Origin of the sequence: Alcaligenes faecalis, from assembly GCF_041521385.1 — a bacterium.
Lineage (GTDB): Bacteria > Pseudomonadota > Gammaproteobacteria > Burkholderiales > Burkholderiaceae_B > Alcaligenes > Alcaligenes faecalis_E.
Genome location: NZ_CP168006.1, coordinates 1,666,625 through 1,687,758 on the forward strand (window position 1 = coordinate 1,666,625; position 21,134 = coordinate 1,687,758).

Consider the following 21,134-nt stretch of genomic DNA (forward strand, 5'->3'; position numbering starts at 1 on the left):
CACACCCACATTGGTATGCCCTAGAGACGAATCGATGTTCATTTTGTTTAAAAACAAGAAAGCCAATGACAACAATTATCATTTTTATTAAACAAAATGACAGCCAATACGTCATACCCCCAGTTGACCTAAAAGCATACCGGTTGCATGAAGTCTCATGCAGCAAGAACATCCAAGGGATCAGGAAGTGTATGACTATCTATGACATGATTGGCATTGGGTTTGGACCGTCGAACATGGCAATTGCTATTGCTCTGGAAGAAAGCCTGGCCAAAACACATCCAGCTTGCGATCCGCACGATATCCTCAAAATACGATTTATCGAGCAACAAGAAAACTTCGCTTGGCATCCACACATGCTGCTCAAAGATGCAGACATGCAGATCTCCTTCATGAAAGATCTGGTGACTCCTCGCAACCCCTGCAGCCGCTTTTCCTTCATTAACTATATTCATAGTCAAGGTCGATTCGAACAATTCCTGAATCTGAAAAGCTTTAACCCCAGCCGTATTGAATTTAACGACTATCTGAGCTGGGCCGCACGGCAATTGTCGCCCTGGGTCGCAACGGGTGAAAAAGTCATTGAGGTCAGCCCTATCAATGAAAGCAATCGAATCACCTTACTCAAGGTAGTTACGCTCAACGCCAAGGGCGAACGAAAAGAGCGCATTACCCGCAATCTAATCGCCAGCATAGGGGGCAAGCCTAAAGTTCCTGATTTTTGCAAACAGGCAATCGGGGATCCTCGCATCTTCCACTCACACGATTATCTGCAAAAAATCCAGAACAACAGCCAGGCTCGTCGTTTGGCCGTTATCGGTGCCGGCCAAAGTGCAGCCGAGATTTTCATGGATCTTGCCCCGCAGGAAAACAGAACGGTCGATCTAATTGCGCGTACCTACGCACCCAAGCCTGCTGACGAAACCCCCTTTGTGAACCAAGTATTTAATGAAGAGTTTGTTGAACATATCTATAGCCTGACGCCTGAGCAACGGCAGGCATTCCTGCAAGAGTTTCGGCACGCAAACTATGCCTGCATTGATGTAGATCTGTTAGATAGCATGAATCGCATGCTCTACGAGCAGCAAGTCCAGGGCAAAAACACTATGCGGCTGTGCCTGCGTCATCAAGTACAAGCCATTGAAACGAACCCTGAACATGTGCAAGTACAGTTGCTCAACCTGAATACTGGTGACACTCTCAAACGCCAATACGATGCCGTCATTCTGGCAACAGGTTATGAACGCAACTTGCACCATAGTTTGTTAAGTCAGCTCAAGCCCTATGTGCATGACTTCACCACGGATCGTTTTTATCGCCTGAAAACCCGCAGCGAACTCAAGCCCAGCATCTTTGTGCTTGGTTCGAACGAGGCCACACATGGGCTGAGCGACACCTTGCTCTCCTTGACGGCCATACGAGCCGGAGAGGTCACGCACGTTTTATTGAACCAGCTCCTGAATAAAGAGATCCAAGCGGCCTAAGGCCTGTTAGCACTGAGCAAGGAACAGGTTGATCATGTACTCCAATCAAGTTGTCGATTTTCCTAGCCGTACATCCGCCACCGGACAAACTGCCAATGGCCTGTACGAACGGGTCTGCGCCATTTTGCCAGAGCTTGAGGCCCGCGCGTCCCAAACGGAAAAAAATCGGGCCGTCCCTGCCGAGAACATCCAACTATTGAAGTCCACCGGACTGCACCGGATCTTCTTGCCCATCAGCTATGGTGGTTACGAAGCCTCCTTGCCTGAGTTTGCACAATGCCTGGTGAAGATCGCCAGTGCCTGCGCCAGTACAGCCTGGGCCTTTGGCTTGATGTGTACGCACAATTATCTGCTGGCCCACTACCCCAAGCAGTTGCAAGATGAAGTCTGGGCGGACGATCCCAACTGCACGGCCAGCAGCAGTATTGCGCCGCTGGGCCACTACGAAGAAGCCGAGGGCGGTATTGTGTTGTCAGGTACCTTTGGTTGGAGCAGCGGCTGCGATCACACCGAATGGGCTGTTTTAGGGGTCAATCGACGCAACGCCCAAGGCCAAGCCATTTATAGCCTGGCTGTAGTCCCTAGCTGCGACTACAGCATTAAAGACGACTGGCATTGCATGGCCATGTCAGGCAGTGGTTCCAAATCGATCGTTGTAGACAAGGTCTTTGTACCCAATCACCGCATTCAGGCGATTGACGATATGTTGTATGAAGGACGCTCCGCGGGCATTGCCTTGTATCCAGACAGCACCTTGTTCCACTCGCCCTACCGGCCCTATTTCGCCAGTATCTTTGCCGCAGTTGGCCTGGGTATTGCCGAAAAAGCCTTGGCCTTATTCATTGACAAGAACCGTAACCGTAAACGTGCCTACAGTGGCATTTTGGTGGGCACCCTGCCGCCCATGCTATTGCGTATCGGTGAGTCCACCCACCAGATTAAAGCTGCCCGCGCCCTGATGGAACAATCCTGGCAGGATCATCGTCATCATGCCGAGCAACAAATCTATCCCTCCCAACGAACGGCAGTCGAATGGCGCACCGAACAAGCCTACGCCATCAAGATGTGCACAGAAGCCGTGAATCGATTATTTGCTGCATCGGGCGGCTCGGCCTGGCTCGAACACAACCCCATGCAACGGCTGTTTCGGGATGTCAACATCACCGCCGCCCATGCGTATACGGATTACGACCTGTGCTCACAAGCCATGGGACGTGAACAAATGGGCCTACCTCCCGACCCTATGACGGCGCCTGCGCCTTGAATAAGGACGCTCAATCTTACTTCGCCTGTTTGGCTCTTTTACGATGGCGCTGCGTGTGATGAACAGCTCTCGTTCACGTTTCACCGACAACACTCGCCCACCTGGATAACAGGCACGAACGCCTTCCCAAAACTACCCTCGCTGATATCGGCGAGGGTTTTCGTCTTGTAAACGGTGTTGATGAACAGAATCATTCGCATTTCGTCTTTCTAGATAAACCCAAACAAGTGAATCGTTTCCGCCCATTGCCTTAAGTCTTGGCAGAAACACCCCTCGTGTTACGAAACATGTAAACCTGAAAGAAATAAATCTCCCATGACAAAAAATGAATTCAAGCTCACGCCCATCGCCTTAAGCATTTGCAGTTTCTTAATGATTGGTAGCGTTCATGCACAAGACACAGGCTCAACGACTCGTACTGACAACGACAACACCACCCAGTTGCCTGCGATCACCATCAGAGCCCAACAAGAACAAACGGCATTTGACCCAGTGGTAGGCTATGTTGCAAAACGATCAGCCACCGCAACTCGCACTGATACCCCTTTGAACGAGATAGCACAATCCATAAGTGTCATTGGAGCGGAGCAAATTAGAGATCAGGGCTCCCAAAGTCTGTCTGACGCACTGCGATACACGCCTGGGGTGACCACTGCCAACTCAGGCCTGGACAACTTTGGCGACTGGTTCCAAATGCGTGGCTTTGGCGCAAAAATTTTCGAAGATGGCATGACGGAAAATACCTCCATCCCAGAAAAAGCAGAAGCACGAAATGAGCCATATGCTTATGAGCGAATCGAAGTTTTACGAGGCCCCAGTGCCGTTATCTCGGGCAATAACTTCCCTGGGGGCATGATCAATCTGGTCAGCAAACGTCCACAAGCGACTGCATCACGTGAAATCTCCCTTGGCATAGGTAACCACGGCTACAAACAACTCTCTACGGATTTAACCGGCCCTTTAGATACCGAAGGCAAATGGCTCTATCGCGTGATTGCCGTAGGCAATGACAGTAAAACTCAGGTCGACCATGCCAAAAGTAAACGAGCCTTTGTCAGACCCATGATCAGTTGGCACCCCGACGCCGCCACACGACTGACGTTATTTGCGGAATACCAACACGACGATAACAACACCGTTCTGGGCTACCTGCCACTTCTAGGCACTCTATATGATCGCCCACTCGGGAATCTTCCAAGTAATCTATTTGTCAGCGAACCGGACTGGGACCGAGCACGCGGGATACGTAAACGTATCGGATGGGAGTTGGAAAAAGAACTCAACGAAAACTGGTTGCTAAAACATCATTTTCGCTATTCAACATCAGACCGAATCCTGCAAACTCTTGTGCCCTCTTACTGGTCTGGTGACCAAATATACACCGATGCTCAAGGAAACCCAGATCCCCTGAACGGCAGCTACATGCAACGCACATTTCAGTATGAAGCTGAACGACGTTACGCCTATGCAACTGACTTACTTTTGCAAGGTAAATTTAAAACGGGCTCCTTGGAACATAACACCTTGCTCGGCTTTGATGCCAACAATATTCATGGAAATAGCATCTCACATGAAGGTTTGACCACCTCACTGAATGTTGACAACCCACAATATGGAAACTTTATCGCGCCCGATGTTTCCCAAACTCCCGGTGTCCATAAAAAAATGAAATCGTATGGCATCACGCTACAAGATCAGATAAAGATCGCTGATACTTTTGTGCTGACGGGAGCACTACGCTACGACAACGTCCACCAATCCAAAAATGATGACCAACAAACAGATACACGACTAAGCCCACGAATTGGATTAGTCTGGCTTGCTGGAGGGGGATTCTCTCCCTATATCAGCTATTCCGAATCTTTCCAGGCTCTGTTTGGGTTGAAAAAATACAATGGCGGTTTAGCAAAACCCCTTGTTGGAAAACAGGTAGAAGCAGGCATTAAATGGCTATCAGAAGATCAAAACATATTAGTTAATGCCGCTGTATTTAACATAACAGAAGAAAATGGAATTACACCGGACCTCAACCACCCTGGTTATGTTGAGCAGGCAGCAGAAAGAAAAGGAAAAGGATTTGAGCTTGAAGCTGGCATCAACATGGATAACTGGAATATCCTTGCTCAATATGCTTATACAGAAAATTATTTCTCTAAAGTTGATATTTATCGACAAAACACACTTAACCAGCAAATATCTGGATTACCCAAACATTCTGCATCCTTATGGGTTACACACAATTTCGGGAGTATGGGCTTACCGAATTTACGTGTAGGCGCTGGCTTAACCTACAAAGGATCTACAGGAATGGGTACAAAAAACAGCTCAACCGTACCTTCCATTACTCAAGTTGATATGATGGCTAGCTATCAAAATGGGCCTATGACTTTCTCACTCAATATTAATAACTTAACTGACAAAAACTATCTTTCTTACTGCAACAGCAGTGGTGATTGCGGCTACGGTGCCCGCCGCAGAATCATGGGAAATATTGCCTACCGATGGTAATCATTAATTTACAAAAAAATAAATGAAAACGTAGATTAAAAAAGGATTATTGAAAAATGAAAAAACTGGCTATTAACTATGCCACCATCTTAATGGTCGGCCTCTTTACAAGTCATATCGCTTACGCAAACACCGGCCCGACACTCCCGACATTTGAAACAAAGAGCTGCGATACAGTACCTGGTTATGATCCTGAGTGGGCTAGTTATGGTGAGGAATATGGACTGAGCCTAACACCCAAAAAGGACTATGACTTCATTTTTGGTTTTTACCAAATGGCAGAAAAAGATGACAAGCTGTATGTAGCCTTTGGTGGGGCTATTGGAGCTGATAGCCAGCCCGTTAAGGGAGCTAGACCAGGGGCTGTTGTAATACTGAATGCCAACAACTTACAATATGAAAAATCGATTGCCTTACCTTTTCATGCTCATGCAATGACATTGGACGAATCAAACTCCAGGCTAATCGTCACCCACACCAGTGCAAACGCATTCAGTCTGATTGATCTGGAAACAGAACAAGTCCGTTGCCTTAAGCCAGACACAAAAACCCACAAGACCGACTACAAAGGCCGTTATGTCCAAACTGACGAAAATGGTAGCTTCTATATAAATTACAACACCATAGAAAATGGAGAGGGAAATTCAATTCTTGTTAAATATAATAAAGATGGAGAAAAAAATAAAGATTTTAAATCAGAAAAAATAGAAAACAACGTTTCTTTCCCATTGCTATACAGCAACAACAAAATACTAACAGGATCAAAAGGAATCAAGGAAGTCTCATCAAAGACGGGAAAAATAACACCCCTATCAAGCGAAAAAAACGAAATAAATCTTTTCAACTATTCTATTGGCAATGACGAAACAATTTTAGCAACAAACATGAACTCAACAGGAGACCCAGGAATTTATCTGTTTGACATAAAAAACAAGAATAGCACAGCCTTATTCACAGGATCCTCCGCTTTAGAAATTGCCTACAAAAAAGACTCCTCCCAGATAGTAGTAAGCAACTTAGAATCAAAAACAGTTAGCATCATACCTTTCTCCGAAAACGAGAGAAAAATTGACAATAGCAAATTTAGAAACATAGTCATCAGCGATGAAACTGATTTCTTCTTTAGAGGATTAGTCAGCAATCTTCTCGTTAGAAAAAACACCAAAAACACAGAATTTTTTGTAACGCAAAAATTCTGGGCTGATAAAAATAGAGAAAAACATGGCCTTATCAGCAAGATCACGCTAGCCGATTTTGTCACTGGCATAGAAGGGCTTGAAAACCCAGGCTCTTGCTACATTCAAACTTTTAACATGGCAGATAAGTCAGTAACAGAGAAAAAAGAATGCAGAGTAATAGATGAACAGGAAACACTAAGAAGAGAAATAGAAAGAATAGAAAAAGGATTAGAAAACTTCAGGAAAGAAAAAGAAAAAACAGAGAAAGCAATAAATACAAAAAACAACAAAACAGAAACTGAAACAAAAAAGCTCGAAGAGTACCTGAAGATTTTGAACCATGAAATCCCTCAAGCCGAAGGTTCCATAGTGAAGATAAAAGCTCTAATGAATGAAAAAACCTAGAGCTTAACGACCACTAGCCAACAAAAACCCATCTCGCCATATCCAGAGCCAACCCTCTGGATATGGCGAGATTTAACATGAAGATAAAGAAATCATTCAAAGACAGTCTCTATGTTGCTTCCCGTACTCCTAAGCGACTCCATTACTACTCGCAGACACAAGCGACTCCAAACGCTGCCACTGACACTATTGCTCGGCCTTAGTGCTGCCCATCAAACAACTCGTGCACAGGAAAGTATCCCAGAGACAAGTCAGTTGGCCCCCATCACCGTCACCGGCACACGGGAGCAGGAGTTGACCGAGGGGACGGGCAGCTACAGAGCCGCTAACAATTCCTCGGCAACCGGCTTGAATCTGTCTTTGCGTGACACACCCCAGTCGATAACAGTTATTACGCAACAACGCATGCAAGACCAGGCCTTGAACTCGCTCTCGGACGTCGTCAATGCCACCACAGGCGTTTATAACGAAAGAATGGGTACCCCGATCGGCGGTTATTCAAACTTCTATTCTCGCGGCTTTGCACTAGAGAACCTGGAGATCGATGGCTTACCGGCCACTCCACAAAGCTGGTCCTACTACGGTGCCGCTTCACTGGATACCGCCATTTATGATTCAGTTGCCGTTGTACGTGGCGCAACTGGCTTATTAACGGGCGCGGGCGACCCCAGCGGCAGTATTCATATCACCCGCAAACGTCCCACTCGCGAATTCCAGGCTTCGGTAGAGGCCGGGCTAGGCAGTTGGGATCGTCGTCGTGGCGTCTTTGACATCGGCGGCCCACTGAATAAGGAAGGCACGCTACGCGGCCGATTCATCGGTGTACATGATCGCAGTCACTCCTGGATCGACCACTACAAGGGCCAGAAATCCCTTGCCTATGGGGTGCTGGAAGCGGACGTCAGCGATACCACCTTGTTCAGACTCACCTTGCAACATAACCAAGAGAAAGCCAACAATATTAGTTACAGCACGGGCCTGCCAGCCACGTTCACTGATGGAACGCCCACACCTGATGATCGCCGTCTCAATACAGCACCAGATTGGGCGTATAAGAATGAGAAGAACACGGACATCACGCTAGCCCTGGAGCATGAATTCAACCCTGACTGGAAAGGAACCTTGTCCTACAGTTACGGTTACCGCAAGTATCACGACGAGTGGTACAAGATTTACGAGGTAGCTCCCAATCTGGACATCCCCAATCTCTGGGTAGGCAACAATGAAAGCACCGAAACCAGAAATGCATTCAATGCTCATCTAAGCGGTAAATTTGAGCTCTTTGATCGCAAGCATGATGTGATCGCAGGCATTAATGGCTCGCGTGTCCATCGCGACATGGGAACACAAGCTGGCGGCTTTGTCCCCGGTGTCTACTATGCAGATGGAAAGCTTCAGTTTCCACCCATAGACTGGGGCAGTTTCAGCTTCCAGAATCCAATCAAAACAACCACCGAGCAATGGGGAGCGTATTTGGCGACACGTCTGCGCCCCACCGATCGTTTATCCCTGATCCTCGGCGGACGTTATAGCAACTGGAAATTCGATCGCGAAGTCTCCTTCCCGCTTTCCATGAAGGAAAATGGCGTCTTCACACCTTATGCTGGTGTCCTGTTTGATATCAATGACAACTTAACGGCTTACGCCAGCTATACCGAGATATTCAAGGCGCAAAGTAATGAAGACCGAAGCGGCAATATGCTCAAACCGGAAACAGGTGAAAACTATGAAGTCGGTTTGAAAGCAGAATTGTTTGATCAACGGCTAAATATCAGCACCGCCTTCTTTGAAGTCCGCAAAAATAATTTGGCCGTGCAAGATGGTAACTTCATTACCCCAGAAGGCAAACCTGCCTACCGTGCTGAAGACCACACCAAGAGCCGAGGCTGGGAAATTGACATTGCCGGGGAGATCACGCCCGGATGGAATATGCAGGCCGGTTATAGCCGCACACTGTCTCGCTCAAGCCAAGGTGAGCGCCTGAACACGCAAATCCCAGTGCATCTGTTCAAGCTGTTTACAACTTATACGCCACAATCACTTCCTAAGTTGAAGATAGGTGGCGGCGTGCAATGGCAAAGCCAGATCTTCAACAACGATATCCCTGCCTCCCATCGCCATATCTACACGCAGGACGCTTATGCCACCGTCAATCTGATGGGGAGCTATCAGTTCAACAAGCATGTGGACCTGACGGTCAACATTAACAACTTGTTTGACAAAACATACAGGGTTCAAACGGATTATCGCGACTACGGCGCACCTCGGAACTTCCTGGCTACTTTGCGCTATCAGTTCTAAGCAAACAGCACGACACAACAATAGCCCTAAAAAGAAAACCGCGCTGCAAGTCAAACTTGCAGCGCGGTTTTCTTATCTCTTGTTGCCAACTTCACACTGCTGGAACCACTCCCAACAAACGTTACCCCCCTGTCCCCGCCTCAGGCAGCCCGACACAAAGCCTGAAGATCAGCCAGCAATCGAGGGGAACGCACGATACTGCCATGATCATCCTGCGGCAGCACGACTTCAGTACGCTGCGGGCTACCCATCCACTGCGAAAAATACTCGGCATTCGTCCCATCTCCTGCCCACCAGGTATGAACAGAAGCCTGTACCTGAACCGCTGGACAATGAACTTTGCGTGCCTGATATAAAAGCCAGGACGTCATGCAAAGCTCAGCCAGTTCCTGATCATTTAGTTGGGCCAGGCCGCTTTGATGATTAACAGGATATTGGGCTCGGATATACACCGTCATCTGAGTCAGATCTGCCTGAAAAGGAGTAAGGTTTTTCAGGCAAGCGCTCACAAATGGATCACTGAGCAAGGTTTCATGCTGTTCTGGATCGACAATGGCCAACACATATTGATGCACAAATTGCGAAAAATCGAATCCCAGATCATCCAATGCCTGAGTGTAAGGATCAATAGCGCCAACCCAGGCCACATCCCGCCCTTGAGCTTCCAAAATGGCGGCAACTTGAAGCGCCAAAGCCCCCCCTAAGGACCAGCCGGCCATTTTCAAGGAACCAGAGGGTTGATAAGCCTGTATGGTTTGGGCATGCATTCGGGCTAGCGTTTGCAAGCTGTCGGGAACACGATCGCTATCAATCGGAAGGCCAACAACCGGGCAACTCGGCGCCAAGGCCTGCCCTAAATGGAAATAGTCCAATATGCTGCCCCGGCCATCATGAATCATAAAAAGTGGCGGAGATTTTTCAAGGCTCTGATTCAAGGCAATCGTACGGTGTCCCACGCCATGCTCGGCAATATAAGCAGCAACGGTCTGTGTCCGAAGCAACATGGCCAAATCACCCGGAATACCCAGGTTCTGCTTGCTGATCTCACCGACCAAGGTCAACGCCATCAAGGAATGGCCACCTAACTCAAAGAAATTGTCATGACGTCCAACCCGCTCCACCCCCAAGACCTGTGACCAGATCGACGCCAGCGCCACCTCCCGCTCACCCTGCGGCGCTTCATACTCCTGCCCACTGATGAATTCAGGCGCGGNTGATCTGCGCCAAGCCCTCGTGCAAGCAGGGCATGGGCCAGACGATTCGCCTGGGTATTCAAGGTCTCATACGACACAGCCACATCGTCAACAATCAAGGCCGGCGCATCCGGACACGCAGCAGCCTGCTGCTCAAACAGACGATGGACAGGTAGAGCCGACGAGTCAGTCAATGGGCCCGCACCCCAGCTCATCACCTGCATTCGTTCCTGCTCCGCCAATAATGGCAGTTCTGCCATCGCGACATCCGCCTGGCTCAACATGGCCTGCAAAATCATCTGATAATGCTCTGCCATACGGCGCACGGTCTGTGCCGAAAAACGAGCGCGATCGTAGCTGAAACGAAGATGCATGCCGTGGGCTGGATCCTCTCGCACTTCCAGGCTTAACTCGAACTGCGCCTGTTGAGCCTCCAGAGGCAATACATGCACCTTCAGACCCGTATGCTGCGCAAATGCAGAAAAGTCTTCGTACAGGTAATTGAACATCACCTGAAACAAAGGATTCACTCCAGAGCTACGGTCTGGCCGTAAAGCCTGAACCAGTTGATCAAACGGCAGATCCGCATGCGCCAATGCTTGTTGGTGGCTGTCACGAGCCTGCTGCAACAACTGCCTCAAGGTCATGGACGGCTGGAAAGATTGCTGCAAGACAACAGTGTTCGCCAAAAAGCCCACCATCCGCTCCAAGCCCACTTGATCACGCAGGCTGACAGGGACTCCTAGACGAATGCTCGCTTGCCCGGTATAGCGATGCAACATGACATGCAGCGCCGCCATCAGCACCACAAATGGCGTAGCCCCCACCTGACCAGCCAACTGCCTCAGTTGCTCCCCTCGCCTTGGCTCGATGCTCACATCATGATGAGCCGCCTGCCGGGTCCCTGCCACTTGAGCAGGAAAGTCATAAGGCAAGGCCAGTACAGGATGCTCTGACCCTAAAGTCTTTTGCCAATACGCCATCGCTTCGATATGGCTCGCTGCCTTTGTCGAAGACTGCCAGGCGGCATAATCCACATAGTGCAAGACAGGGTCATCCGGTTGGGCCCCTTTCCCTTGCAAGGCAGCATACAAAGCCCCCAAGTCATCGAGCAAAATCTGCATCGATGCAGCATCCGAAATAATATGGTGCATAACCAGCACCAGTACGTGCTGTTGGGCGGACTGGCTGATCAGCAGGGCACGCTGCGCAGGTCCTGCCAGCAAATCAAAGGGCCGAGCGCAGAAATCCTGAATGATCTGCTCCCTCGTTTGAAGCGCCGAGCCACCGGACTGTCGGTACTCCAAGGCAATGGTAGATGTCTGCTGCAATCGCTGCCGGATCTGGCCATCTGCTTGAACCTCAAAACCGGTGCGCAACACACCATGGCGCTGTACCAATTGCTCCACAGCTTGTTTGAAAAGCACCAAATCCAGATTTCCGTCAATCTGCATGGCCCCTTGAACATGGTAAGCCGTACTGGCGGGATCCAATTTCCACAAAAACCATTGGCTTGACTGTTCCTGAGACAAGGGCTGAGCCAAAGCGCGCATCTGCTCATCCAAACGGAGAATCGGCGTCACGGTCCGTGTCTGATCCTGTTGCCGCAAGCGGATAGCCCGACTCATCGCCGCCAGACCTGGATGAGAGAACACATCACGCGGTTGGAACACAATCTTGTAATGAGCACTAACGCGCATAGCCAATTGCGCTGCGCTCAAGGAATTGCCACCTAACATGAAGAAATGGCTTTCCGGTACAAACTCGCTTCCTGACGGCCCTCCCAACAACTCAGCCCAGAATTCGGCCAAGGTCTCACGAATTGCCCTATCCTCCGCACTTTCGGCCGGATCCACAACCGTCCCCCCCTGCCCGTCCGGACTCGCCTTGCTCAGATGCCCATTCACAAAAATGGCATACGCATCCAAGGTATCTTGCTGCCACTGGGCGCGACACGCCTGACGTTGCAACTTGCCGCTGGAAGTCTTGGGCATGCCTGAGCCATTCAGCAAAGCGATCACTTTGGGAGCTTCGCCAAGATACGGTCCCAAGGCATCCACAATCTGTTGGGCTAACTCATGCGGACTGACCCGCTTTTGCACCGCTCGCGATACTTCTGCGGCAATCCCAACCCCCTCTTTTCCCTCGACATCAACCGCGAAGGCCGCCACCCGCCCCTTGCGTACCGCGCTGACATCTATTTCGATCCGCTGCTCCAGATCCTGCGGATACACATTGTGTCCACGCACAATGATCATGTCTTTCAAACGGCCTGCAATGAACAACTGGTTTTGATATTGAAATCCCAAATCCCCAGTACGTAACCAACGCATACCGGACTTGTCTGTTACGAAGGTGTGAGCCGAAGCCTGAGGATTGCGCCAATAGCCTGCGGCGACGCTCGGACCACTGGCCCATATTTCACCGATACCATCGCCTATTTCCTGCTCAAGGCTTTGCGGATTGACAATGCGCACAGTGTGTTCGGGAGCAGTTTGACCGCAACCAACCAGGACAGTCCCTTCAGGATCGACCTGCACCCGCCCCTGTCCCAACATGCTTGCCGAAAAAGCCTGAGTATGCATGCCTACACCACGCTGCCCACCCGTGATATACAGCGTTGCTTCCGCCAAGCCATAGCAGGGATACACTGCCTGGGCAGCAAAACCGCAAGCACTGAAACGATCGACGAAGTCACGCATCGTGTCATGGCGTACTGGCTCTGCCCCGGTATAGGCAACACGCCAATGACTTAAATCCAAATGACGACAATCCTGCGACTTGATCCGATCCAAACACAGACGATAGGCAAAGTCCGGACCACCGCTGATACTGATGCGATAACGATCAATCAGTTGTAACCAACGTAACGGGCTAGCCGTAAAATACTGAGGCGAACACAGCACGCAGGGTATGCCGCTATAGAAAGGCTGCAACAAGCCACCAATCAGGCCCATATCGTGAAACAAGGGCGACCACACCCCAAAACAGTCGCGGGAACTGATGGACAAGCCGTAACGAATCGCCGCCTCGTTAGCCATCAAGCACGCATGAGTCACCATCACACCCTTGGGGGCGGAGGTTGAACCCGAGGTGTACTGCAAAAAGGCAATATCAGACTGCTGTGGACCCTGTGCCTGCCACTGGTTCGCCTCTTGCTCATCCACCTGGTCAACCTGAATAGACTTTTGTGCGCCTAGTTGCTGTGTCACATCGGGCAACAAGGACGCCAGTCGACTTGTTGCCAGGATCACACTGGCCTGCGCATCGCTGGCAATTCCGGTCAGACGCTTCAAATGCTGAGGACGATTGGACTCAGGAGGAAAGACAGGAACGGCAATGACTCCCGCCGCAAAACACGCAAACAAGCTGACGACATAGTGCTCATCGTTATCGAGCAGCAGTAAGGCCCGCTCTCCAGCGGGAACCGTCTTTTGCAGCACTGCCGCCAGGGCTCGAACTGAACGCCAGATTGCGGTGTAGGAAAAGACCTTCTCCACCGTTTCACCCTGCTCCATGCCCGCCACAATCAAGGCCGTCTCGGTGCCACGGCATTCAGCCAATGCCTGTAGCCTCTGCACAAAATCAACAGAAGGCACAAACTGCTCAGCGCCAGAAGTCAGGGGCTGCTGCATCATCATCCTCTATTCCTTTTGACAAACCAACACGAGCCTTGCGCACCTCGATGACGCAACGACCCTTATGCAATACGCAAGGCAACCATCAACGATTCAGGACCGCGGGAAAGGGCTGAACCACCCGCATCAAGGCATTGAGGCGATCCAACACCTGAGTCTGTTGCTGCCAGATGAAAAAGTGATTGCCATCAAACCAGTCCACGGTAAAACAGCCGGCTCCTTCCTGTTTCCAGGCTTGCAGACGATCAGGCGCGATATCATCCACCCGTCCGGCAAAGACGTGCAAAGGTACCGGCAAAGGTTCAGATAGATAGATATGCTGATAACTAGCGCACAGCCGATAATCCGCCCTCAACGTATCCAGTGTCATGCGCAACAGCTCCGCATTGGCAAAGACGGCCTCTGGCGTCCCCCCCTGCTCACGCAAATCGGCAATCAAGGCCTGATCATTATCTTTATTGGCAAAGCGATCGGGATCGCGCACAGACGGCGCCGGGCTGGCCGACGCAATCAGGGCCTTAGGCAAAGCCAAATCGTGCTGCTGCCGATACACAGTCACCCCGTAGGCCAGCAGGGCTCCCATGCTATGGCCAAACAGAACATAATCCCCTTGCATATGCTCGGCATAGTCATGACAAATGCGCTCCACCAGGGTGCGGAAATGCTCTTCGCACGGCTCATTCATTCGCATGCCACGTCCGGGCAGCTCCAAAGGCAATAGCTGCACCTTAGGTGACAAATGCCGACGCCATCGCAAATACATGGTTGCACTGGCTCCAGCACACGGCAGAGCCAGCAATTTAAGCGTCATGATTGAACAGTTTTGTTGGTAGCCTGCTCCTGCATCCACTGGCGCAGGGACAAGGGGCGCATGTCGGTCCAATGGGTTTTGACGTAATCAAGAACGTGTTGCTTGTCCCCTTTGACCCCTTCTACAGCACTCCACCCTCCAGGCACCGATTTCCATTCTGGCCAGATCGAGTATTGCTCTTCATGATTGACCAGAACGATAAACATCTCGTCCTCACGATCGAAACAACTGACTGTCATCGACGACTCCCTTCATGGTTAATGATTCTCATTACCCAATAAGGACGAAGATTGAAGCTTTTTGTTTAATAAAGTCTGTTGCAGTCAGTTTTTGTAGGAACTCCCTGCCGATTTCATGACATGGAGTACTGTACAAATGCACGGCAAATCTCACACCGCATCAAGGCTTCACGTACATTTTTCAAGTAGGTATTCACGGAAGCCGCTGAACAACTCAGTTCTATTGCTATCTCTCTTTGAGTCATATTGTGAGCGTAATGCAGTAAAAAAGCCTGACGCTGACATTCTGGCTGTGCGCTCAGCTTGGCTAGCACCGCAGCCCACACCTGCTTGAAATAGATGGTTTGCTCTGGCGTTTTGCAAGCGGACTCTACGGCTCCCAGAGCGTGTTCACTATAGTCATCACTGATATGCACGCCTTGCCGGACGGAACGGCGATAAATATCCAAAGCGATATTTCGCACTACCTGGCAGCAATATGCTTTGCTATTGCGTATCTCTTCAGGGATATTGCCATGACATACACGGACATAGGCATCCTGAATAATCTCTTCAGCAACCGCTGCGTTTTTGACAATATCAAAGGCTATACGGGCGAGTTGTGCCCTGTCCTTTGTAAAAACGAGACATAAATGCTCTCTGCAGAAACCTGTACGGCTTTCAACGTCCAACATATCTCCACCACAAGTCCATGAATGCGATTGATTATCAATAGCATTCTACATATTGTGGTAGGGAAAGCTACCGGACGTTTCTTGATAGTAATTAATAAAAAATATGAAATATGTATTTTTGATTTATTTTATTAAATAATAAGCAGCTAAATATTTCACATCATCTTTTTTTATATTAGTAAATAATAATTACAACAATTCCCATTATCATTATTGTTTTTATGGACTTACCACCTGTTCCAATTCAAGCGAAAACACGCCTCCGAAACTTATCCAACTTTTTTATTGATACCTGACCGAGCAACAGACCCGATCAATCATTTGCATATAAACACTCATCAAGAGGCACTTTTACAACAAGCCACTCGCCTTCAAAAACGACTGCCTACATCCAGACCCATAATAAAAAACCGGCATAAGCCGGTTTTTTACAGACAAATCTACAATGCCCTTACCTCTGCGGTGCGTACAGATACAACTCCACACGACGGTTCATGGCTCGGCCTTCAGCCGTCGCATTATCACCGATAGGAGCATTCGGGCCACGACCTTCCACCATCAGACGGCCTTGTCCCACACCTTGCTGTGTCAGGTAGTTGGTCACAGAACTGGCACGATTAACCGACAAAGTCTGGTTGGTTTGCGCCGAGCCAGTGCTGTCAGTATGACCGACAGCCTTAGCACGCAACTCGGGATGTTGATTCATGGCACGGGCAACACTGTCGAGTACAGGCAACAAAGCGGGCTTCAACTGATAACGGCCCGTATCAAAAGACACGCTGCTAGGAATATTGACCCGCAGGCTGCCATCAGCCATTTCGGTCACGTCCACACCCAGTCCAGTTGCCCCAGACTGCTGAACATCCTTTTTGATGCCAGACCAGTTATACGCGGCAATACCACCAGCCAGGGCACCGATACCGGCACCGATCATGGCGGCCTTGCTGCTATCGCCGATCAAGGCCCCAATACCCGCCCCCACAGCAGCACCACCACCCGCACCCATTGCGGTGCGACCACCAGTGCTCATATTGTCCATCGTGCCGCAAGCGGCCAAAAGGGAAAGAGCACCTGCGCATGCTGCTAATTTTGCCGAACGAATGGAAATTGTCATTATTGGCTCCGTAATCTTAAGTTAAGTACCAAGACCGCTTGAATGCCTCTAATACTAGCAAGAGGCACACCAAGCAGGTACTTCAAAACAGACTTCACTGCCTTGTTTAACAATTCTTGATCTTGCCAGCGACCAGACCAATTTCAGTCACTCATTGCCTTGGGGGCTAAGCCCTTGAATCCTTAGAACAACTCGGCACCCGAGTCAGCAACGACTTCTTTGTACTTCTTAAGATCACTGCTGACAAGTTCACTGAATTCAGCCATTGTGCCAGGCTCAACATCCGAGCCCATGGTGGCCAGAGCTTCACGCACGGCGGGGTCCATCAAGGCCTTGGCGTAAGCACCATGCAGTTTGTCCAGCACAGGTTGTGGCGTACCGCCAGTTGCGAACACACCGAACCAAGTACCCAAATCAAACGGTTTCACGCCAGCCTGCTCCATGGTGGGAACTTCCGGCAAGAAAGTAGAACGATCCAGAGTCGTCACAGCCAAGGCTTTAACGGTATCGGCCTTGATCAACGGCGCAGCCGAAGCCAGGTTATCGAACATGAAATGCACCTGACCAGCCAGCAAGGCGGTCTTGGCCGGATTCGCACCCGCATAAGGCACGTGCACGGAATTGATTTCGGCACGGGTATTCAAGACCTCGCCTGCCAGATGACCGGCACTGCCGTTACCACCCGAGGCAAAGTTCATTTGACCAGGATGTTCTTTGGCGTAGTTGATCAGGTCTTGCACCGAAGCAATCTTGTTTTGCTCGGCAAACTCTTTATTGACGATCAGAATGTTAGGCACCGAGGCAACCAGGGCGATAGGTGCAAAGCTTTCGACCGGGTCAAACGGTATCGCCTTGTACAACCAGGGATTGATGGCATTGATTGCCACCGCCCCCATCATCAAGGTGTAACCGTCGGGCGCGGCCTTGGCCACGATGCTGGCACCAATATTGCCACCTGCACCTGATTTGTTCTCCACCACGACCGTCCCCAGATCGTCTTTGACGCGTTCAGCCAGCAAGCGAGCCATGCTGTCCAAAGGGCCACCCGGCGGGTAAGGCACCACGAACTGGATAGGTTTGGCTGGATAAGCATCCTCTGCCATGACAGCCGGGGCCGCCATGATAGTCGCAACACCAGAGACAGCCAGCAGCCACTTACGGACTCGAAACATTACTTTTTTCCTTGAAATAAAAATCCACATGGGCTGCTCAAGGCAGCCCATGCAGAGCAACCATTGATCCTTAATGAATGATCTGGCTTAAAAACTCGCGCGTCCTTTCACTGCGTGGCGAGTCAAAGAACTCATCAGGTGTATTTTGCTCAATGATTTCACCCTGATCCATAAAAATGACCCGATCAGCCACTTTACGCGCAAAACCCATTTCGTGGGTCACACACAGCATGGTCATGCCACTATGCGCCAGCTCGACCATGACTTCCAACACTTCCTTGACCATTTCCGGGTCCAGCGCCGAGGTCGGCTCGTCAAACAACATGATCTTAGGCTCCATGCACAATGACCGGGCGATAGCCACACGCTGTTGCTGCCCACCGGAAAGCTGTCCGGGATACTTGTTGGCCTGCTCTGGAATACGCACACGCTCCAGATATTGCATGGCCAATTCCTGAGCCTGGGCCTTGGTCTTGCGACGTACCCACATCGGTCCCAAAGTCAGGTTCTCCATCACGGTCAGGTGAGGAAACAGGTTGAAATGTTGAAACACCATGCCCACATCACGCCGAATGGCCTCGACCTGACGCACATCGTTGGTCAGTTCTTCACCAGCCACAATAATCTGCCCTTGCTGATGCTCTTCCAGGCGGTTGATGCATCGGATCAAGGTAGACTTGCCCGAACCCGAAGGCCCGCAAATAACGATGCGCTCGCCAGGGGCCACATCCAGATTGATATCGCGCAGTACATGGAACTGCCCGTACCATTTATTGACGTTCTTTAGCTGAATAATGGCGTCTGCCATGCAAAACTCCTTGTCTGGCCAGCAAAGCGCCCGGTCTTACCCAAGGCCTTGCTACCTGTGTCAGCGTTCATAACCCGTTTGCAAACGTCGCTCCAACGAACGACTGTAGCGAGAGATGGAATAGCAGAACACAAAATAAATCAGTGCGATGAACAGATAGGCTTCCCGGCTAAAGCCGCGCCAAGCCGCATCGGCCAGGGCCACTTTGGCCGCCTGGGTCAAATCGAAGATACCGATAATCACGACCAGGGAGGTGTCCTTGAACAAGGAAATAAAGATACCTACCAATGGCGGAATCACGATCTTGAGGGCCTGCGGCAAAATGATCTGACGCATGGTGCGCCAATAGCTCAAACCCAGCGAGGCCGCCCCTTCATACTGTCCTTTGGGAATAGCCTGCAAACCACCCCGCACGGTCTCTGCAATGTAGGCCGCTGCAAACAGAATGATGGCGATCTGGGCGCGCAGCAGTTTGTCGATATTAAAGCCCTCGGGCATGAACAAAGGCAACATCACCGAGGACATGAACAACAAGCTGATCAGCGGCACACCACGAATCAGTTCGATGTAAACCACACACACTGCCTTGACGGCAGGCAAACGCGAAGTACGCCCCAAAGCCAGCAACAAGCCTAAAGGGAAAGCAAAAGCGATGCCGAAAGTGGCCAGAATCAAGGTCAGCGGTAAGCCACCCCACAGACTGTTTTCCACATAGCTCAAGCCCAGCACCCCGCCCCACATCAAAATGCCCACGACGACCAGACCGACCAGCCATAGCAAAGGCAACCAGGGCTTCCAGAACCAACGCACGCAGCTACACACGATCAACAGGGTCAGCAGGACAGAGGCCAACAAAGGCCGCCACTGCTCGTCATAGGGATAGATGCCAAACAGGATCAGGCGATGCTTTTCACGAATGAAAGCCCAGCACGCACCGGCACTGGCCCGACAATCCTGCGCGGTTTGTGCATCAAAATTGGCCTTGATGAACAGCCAGTCGATCATCGCTGGTACGGTCATCAACAGTAACCAGGCCGACAGCGCCGTCAAGATGGCGTTCAGGGGGGAAGAAAACAGATTCTGGCGCAGCCAGCCCAGGGTGCCCCGCTGCAGTGGCGGTGGCCCACTTACGGTGGATGTAGGCGTATGACTCATTTAACGCTCCACCAAAGCAATGCGATTGTTGTACCAGTTCATGAAGACCGAGATCGACAGGCTGACCGTCAGATAGGCCGCCATAATAATCAAAATGCCTTCAATCGCCTGGCCTGTCTGGTTCAAGGTGGTGTTCACCACAGACACAATATCGGGATAGCCAATGGCCACTGCCAGAGAACTGTTTTTAGTCAGGTTCAGGTACTGGCTGGTCATGGGCGGCACAATCACACGCAAAGCCTGAGGCAGAACCACCAGACGCATCATGCGGCCACGGGACAGACCCAGCGCCTGCGCCGCCTCCCACTGCCCTTTGCCCACTGCTTGAATACCGGAGCGCACCACTTCCGCGACAAAAGCCGAGGTATAGGTGACCAAACCGGCTAGCAGGGCAGCAAACTCAGGCGATAAGGTCACGCCTCCGACAAAGTTGAAGCCTTGCAAACGTGGCATATCCAGCGCCAAGGGCGCAGGACTGAGCAATAGGGCCAGAACCGGCATCACAATAAGCAACAAAATACCAAAGCGGATGGTAGGGAAAGGGCGGCCCGTTTTTTCCAGGCGACGACGCGCCCAATGCGCCATCAAGACCCACAGCACCACGGCCAAACCCAGACCCATGAAGATCCAGTCCATGCCATCGCCCTGCAAGGTCGGCAACTTCAAGCCACGATTCGATAAAAATACGCCGCCCAGCGGATTCAAAGCCTGCCGCGGTCCGGGCAAGGTCTCGGTAATCAGGGCGTACCAGAAGAACAATTGCAGCAGCAGCGGCACGTTACGCATCACTTCTACGTACAAGCCAGCCAGCCTGGAAACCAACCAATTCTTGGACAAACGGGCAATACCCAGCAAAGTGCCAAACGCGGTGGCAGCAATAATGCCGATCACCGCCACTTTCAGCGTATTGACCAGGCCGACCAGGATGGCCCGCCCATAGGTGTCTGACGGCGTATACGCCACGGCCGACTCGCCAATGGCAAAGCCAGCCTCTCGATTCAGGAAATCAAAGCCGGTAGAAATATTGCGAACAGCCAAGTTGTGCAAGGTATTGGAAACCAGATACCACACACAGAAACCGAGCACACCCAAAATCAGCACCTGGTAAATAATGCCGCGTGTGAACGGATCATTCCAGGACAGGCGCCGTTTAGGGGGGGCTGGCGCGGCAGGTGTATTTTGTGCCATAG

At 50.7% G+C, this 21,134-nt stretch carries 15 protein-coding genes; 5 read left to right on the forward strand and 10 right to left on the reverse strand.

Annotation, left to right across the window (positions count from 1 at the left end; genetic code table 11):
* Positions 1 to 65: 65 nt before the first annotated feature.
* The 5 genes from ACDI13_RS07540 (at position 66) to ACDI13_RS07560 (ending at position 9,140) form a co-directional block, all read left to right on the forward strand.
* Positions 66 to 1,484, forward strand: coding sequence for a lysine N(6)-hydroxylase/L-ornithine N(5)-oxygenase family protein (locus tag ACDI13_RS07540; RefSeq protein ID WP_316988733.1), 1,419 nt, complete (start codon positions 66 to 68; stop codon positions 1,482 to 1,484).
* A gap of 34 nt (positions 1,485 to 1,518) precedes the next feature.
* Complete coding sequence (locus tag ACDI13_RS07545; protein WP_316988734.1) at positions 1,519 to 2,748, forward strand: acyl-CoA dehydrogenase family protein; 1,230 nt, start codon at positions 1,519 to 1,521, stop codon at positions 2,746 to 2,748.
* Between the two features lie 315 nt (positions 2,749 to 3,063).
* Complete coding sequence (locus tag ACDI13_RS07550; protein ID WP_316988735.1) at positions 3,064 to 5,256, forward strand: TonB-dependent siderophore receptor; 2,193 nt, start codon at positions 3,064 to 3,066, stop codon at positions 5,254 to 5,256.
* A gap of 56 nt (positions 5,257 to 5,312) precedes the next feature.
* The gene (locus ACDI13_RS07555; RefSeq protein ID WP_316988736.1) at positions 5,313 to 6,839 is read left to right on the forward strand and encodes a hypothetical protein; all 1,527 of its coding nucleotides are present in this window, start codon (positions 5,313 to 5,315) and stop codon (positions 6,837 to 6,839) included.
* Positions 6,840 to 7,244: 405 nt separating this feature from the next.
* Positions 7,245 to 9,140 carry a TonB-dependent siderophore receptor gene (locus ACDI13_RS07560; RefSeq protein ID WP_372372971.1) on the forward strand — a complete coding sequence of 632 codons (1,896 nt, stop codon included), beginning with the start codon at positions 7,245 to 7,247 and terminating at the stop codon, positions 9,138 to 9,140.
* A gap of 140 nt (positions 9,141 to 9,280) precedes the next feature.
* Here the strand turns inward: ACDI13_RS07560 and ACDI13_RS07565 are convergent, their stop codons facing one another.
* The 10 genes from ACDI13_RS07565 to ACDI13_RS07610 form a co-directional block, all read right to left on the reverse strand.
* Entirely contained in the window at positions 9,281 to 10,297 is a 1,017-nt protein-coding gene (locus tag ACDI13_RS07565) for a thioesterase domain-containing protein (protein ID WP_372372973.1), read from the reverse strand.
* Complete coding sequence (locus tag ACDI13_RS07570) at positions 10,222 to 13,974, reverse strand: condensation domain-containing protein (RefSeq protein WP_372372975.1); 3,753 nt, start codon at positions 13,972 to 13,974, stop codon at positions 10,222 to 10,224. Before ACDI13_RS07570 ends, ACDI13_RS07565 begins: the two co-directional genes overlap by 76 nt.
* Before the next feature lie 82 nt (positions 13,975 to 14,056).
* Positions 14,057 to 14,734, reverse strand: coding sequence for a thioesterase II family protein (locus tag ACDI13_RS07575; protein WP_372372977.1), 678 nt, complete (start codon positions 14,732 to 14,734; stop codon positions 14,057 to 14,059).
* A 44-nt stretch (positions 14,735 to 14,778) separates the two neighbouring features.
* Positions 14,779 to 15,021, reverse strand: coding sequence for an MbtH family NRPS accessory protein (locus ACDI13_RS07580; protein ID WP_316990009.1), 243 nt, complete (start codon positions 15,019 to 15,021; stop codon positions 14,779 to 14,781).
* A gap of 113 nt (positions 15,022 to 15,134) precedes the next feature.
* Positions 15,135 to 15,695 (reverse strand): sigma-70 family RNA polymerase sigma factor, encoded by a 561-nt coding sequence (locus tag ACDI13_RS07585; protein WP_316990008.1) that lies wholly within the window; start codon positions 15,693 to 15,695, stop codon positions 15,135 to 15,137.
* A gap of 451 nt (positions 15,696 to 16,146) precedes the next feature.
* On the reverse strand, positions 16,147 to 16,725 hold the full coding sequence (locus ACDI13_RS07590; RefSeq protein ID WP_316990012.1) for an OmpA family protein: 579 nt from the start codon (positions 16,723 to 16,725) through the stop codon (positions 16,147 to 16,149).
* 266 nt (positions 16,726 to 16,991) lie between these two features.
* On the reverse strand, positions 16,992 to 17,981 hold the full coding sequence (locus ACDI13_RS07595) for a tripartite tricarboxylate transporter substrate binding protein (protein ID WP_316990007.1): 990 nt from the start codon (positions 17,979 to 17,981) through the stop codon (positions 16,992 to 16,994).
* Positions 17,982 to 18,051: 70 nt separating this feature from the next.
* Positions 18,052 to 18,789 (reverse strand): amino acid ABC transporter ATP-binding protein, encoded by a 738-nt coding sequence (locus tag ACDI13_RS07600; RefSeq protein ID WP_316990006.1) that lies wholly within the window; start codon positions 18,787 to 18,789, stop codon positions 18,052 to 18,054.
* A gap of 60 nt (positions 18,790 to 18,849) precedes the next feature.
* On the reverse strand, positions 18,850 to 19,944 hold the full coding sequence (locus tag ACDI13_RS07605; protein ID WP_316990005.1) for an amino acid ABC transporter permease: 1,095 nt from the start codon (positions 19,942 to 19,944) through the stop codon (positions 18,850 to 18,852).
* Entirely contained in the window at positions 19,945 to 21,132 is a 1,188-nt protein-coding gene (locus tag ACDI13_RS07610; RefSeq protein ID WP_316990004.1) for an amino acid ABC transporter permease, read from the reverse strand.
* Positions 21,133 to 21,134: the final 2 nt, after the last annotated feature.

Excerpts from the sequence above, each read along its gene's own strand:
- ACDI13_RS07540 (WP_316988733.1), top strand. The coding sequence starts at position 66 with ATGACAACAATTATCATTTTTATTAAACAAAATGACAGCCAATACGTC.
- ACDI13_RS07610 (WP_316990004.1), bottom strand. The coding sequence starts at position 21,132 with ATGGCACAAAATACACCTGCCGCGCCAGCCCCCCCTAAACGGCGCCTG.
- ACDI13_RS07605 (WP_316990005.1), bottom strand. The coding sequence starts at position 19,944 with ATGAGTCATACGCCTACATCCACCGTAAGTGGGCCACCGCCACTGCAG.
- ACDI13_RS07575 (WP_372372977.1), bottom strand. The coding sequence starts at position 14,734 with ATGTATTTGCGATGGCGTCGGCATTTGTCACCTAAGGTGCAGCTATTG.
- ACDI13_RS07555 (WP_316988736.1), top strand. The coding sequence starts at position 5,313 with ATGAAAAAACTGGCTATTAACTATGCCACCATCTTAATGGTCGGCCTC.
- ACDI13_RS07600 (WP_316990006.1), bottom strand. The coding sequence starts at position 18,789 with ATGGCAGACGCCATTATTCAGCTAAAGAACGTCAATAAATGGTACGGG.
- ACDI13_RS07550 (WP_316988735.1), top strand. The coding sequence starts at position 3,064 with ATGACAAAAAATGAATTCAAGCTCACGCCCATCGCCTTAAGCATTTGC.
- ACDI13_RS07590 (WP_316990012.1), bottom strand. The coding sequence starts at position 16,725 with ATGAGCACTGGTGGTCGCACCGCAATGGGTGCGGGTGGTGGTGCTGCT.
- ACDI13_RS07560 (WP_372372971.1), top strand. The coding sequence starts at position 7,245 with ATGCAAGACCAGGCCTTGAACTCGCTCTCGGACGTCGTCAATGCCACC.
- ACDI13_RS07545 (WP_316988734.1), top strand. The coding sequence starts at position 1,519 with ATGTACTCCAATCAAGTTGTCGATTTTCCTAGCCGTACATCCGCCACC.
- ACDI13_RS07595 (WP_316990007.1), bottom strand. The coding sequence starts at position 17,981 with ATGTTTCGAGTCCGTAAGTGGCTGCTGGCTGTCTCTGGTGTTGCGACT.
- ACDI13_RS07585 (WP_316990008.1), bottom strand. The coding sequence starts at position 15,695 with ATGTTGGACGTTGAAAGCCGTACAGGTTTCTGCAGAGAGCATTTATGT.
- ACDI13_RS07580 (WP_316990009.1), bottom strand. The coding sequence starts at position 15,021 with ATGACAGTCAGTTGTTTCGATCGTGAGGACGAGATGTTTATCGTTCTG.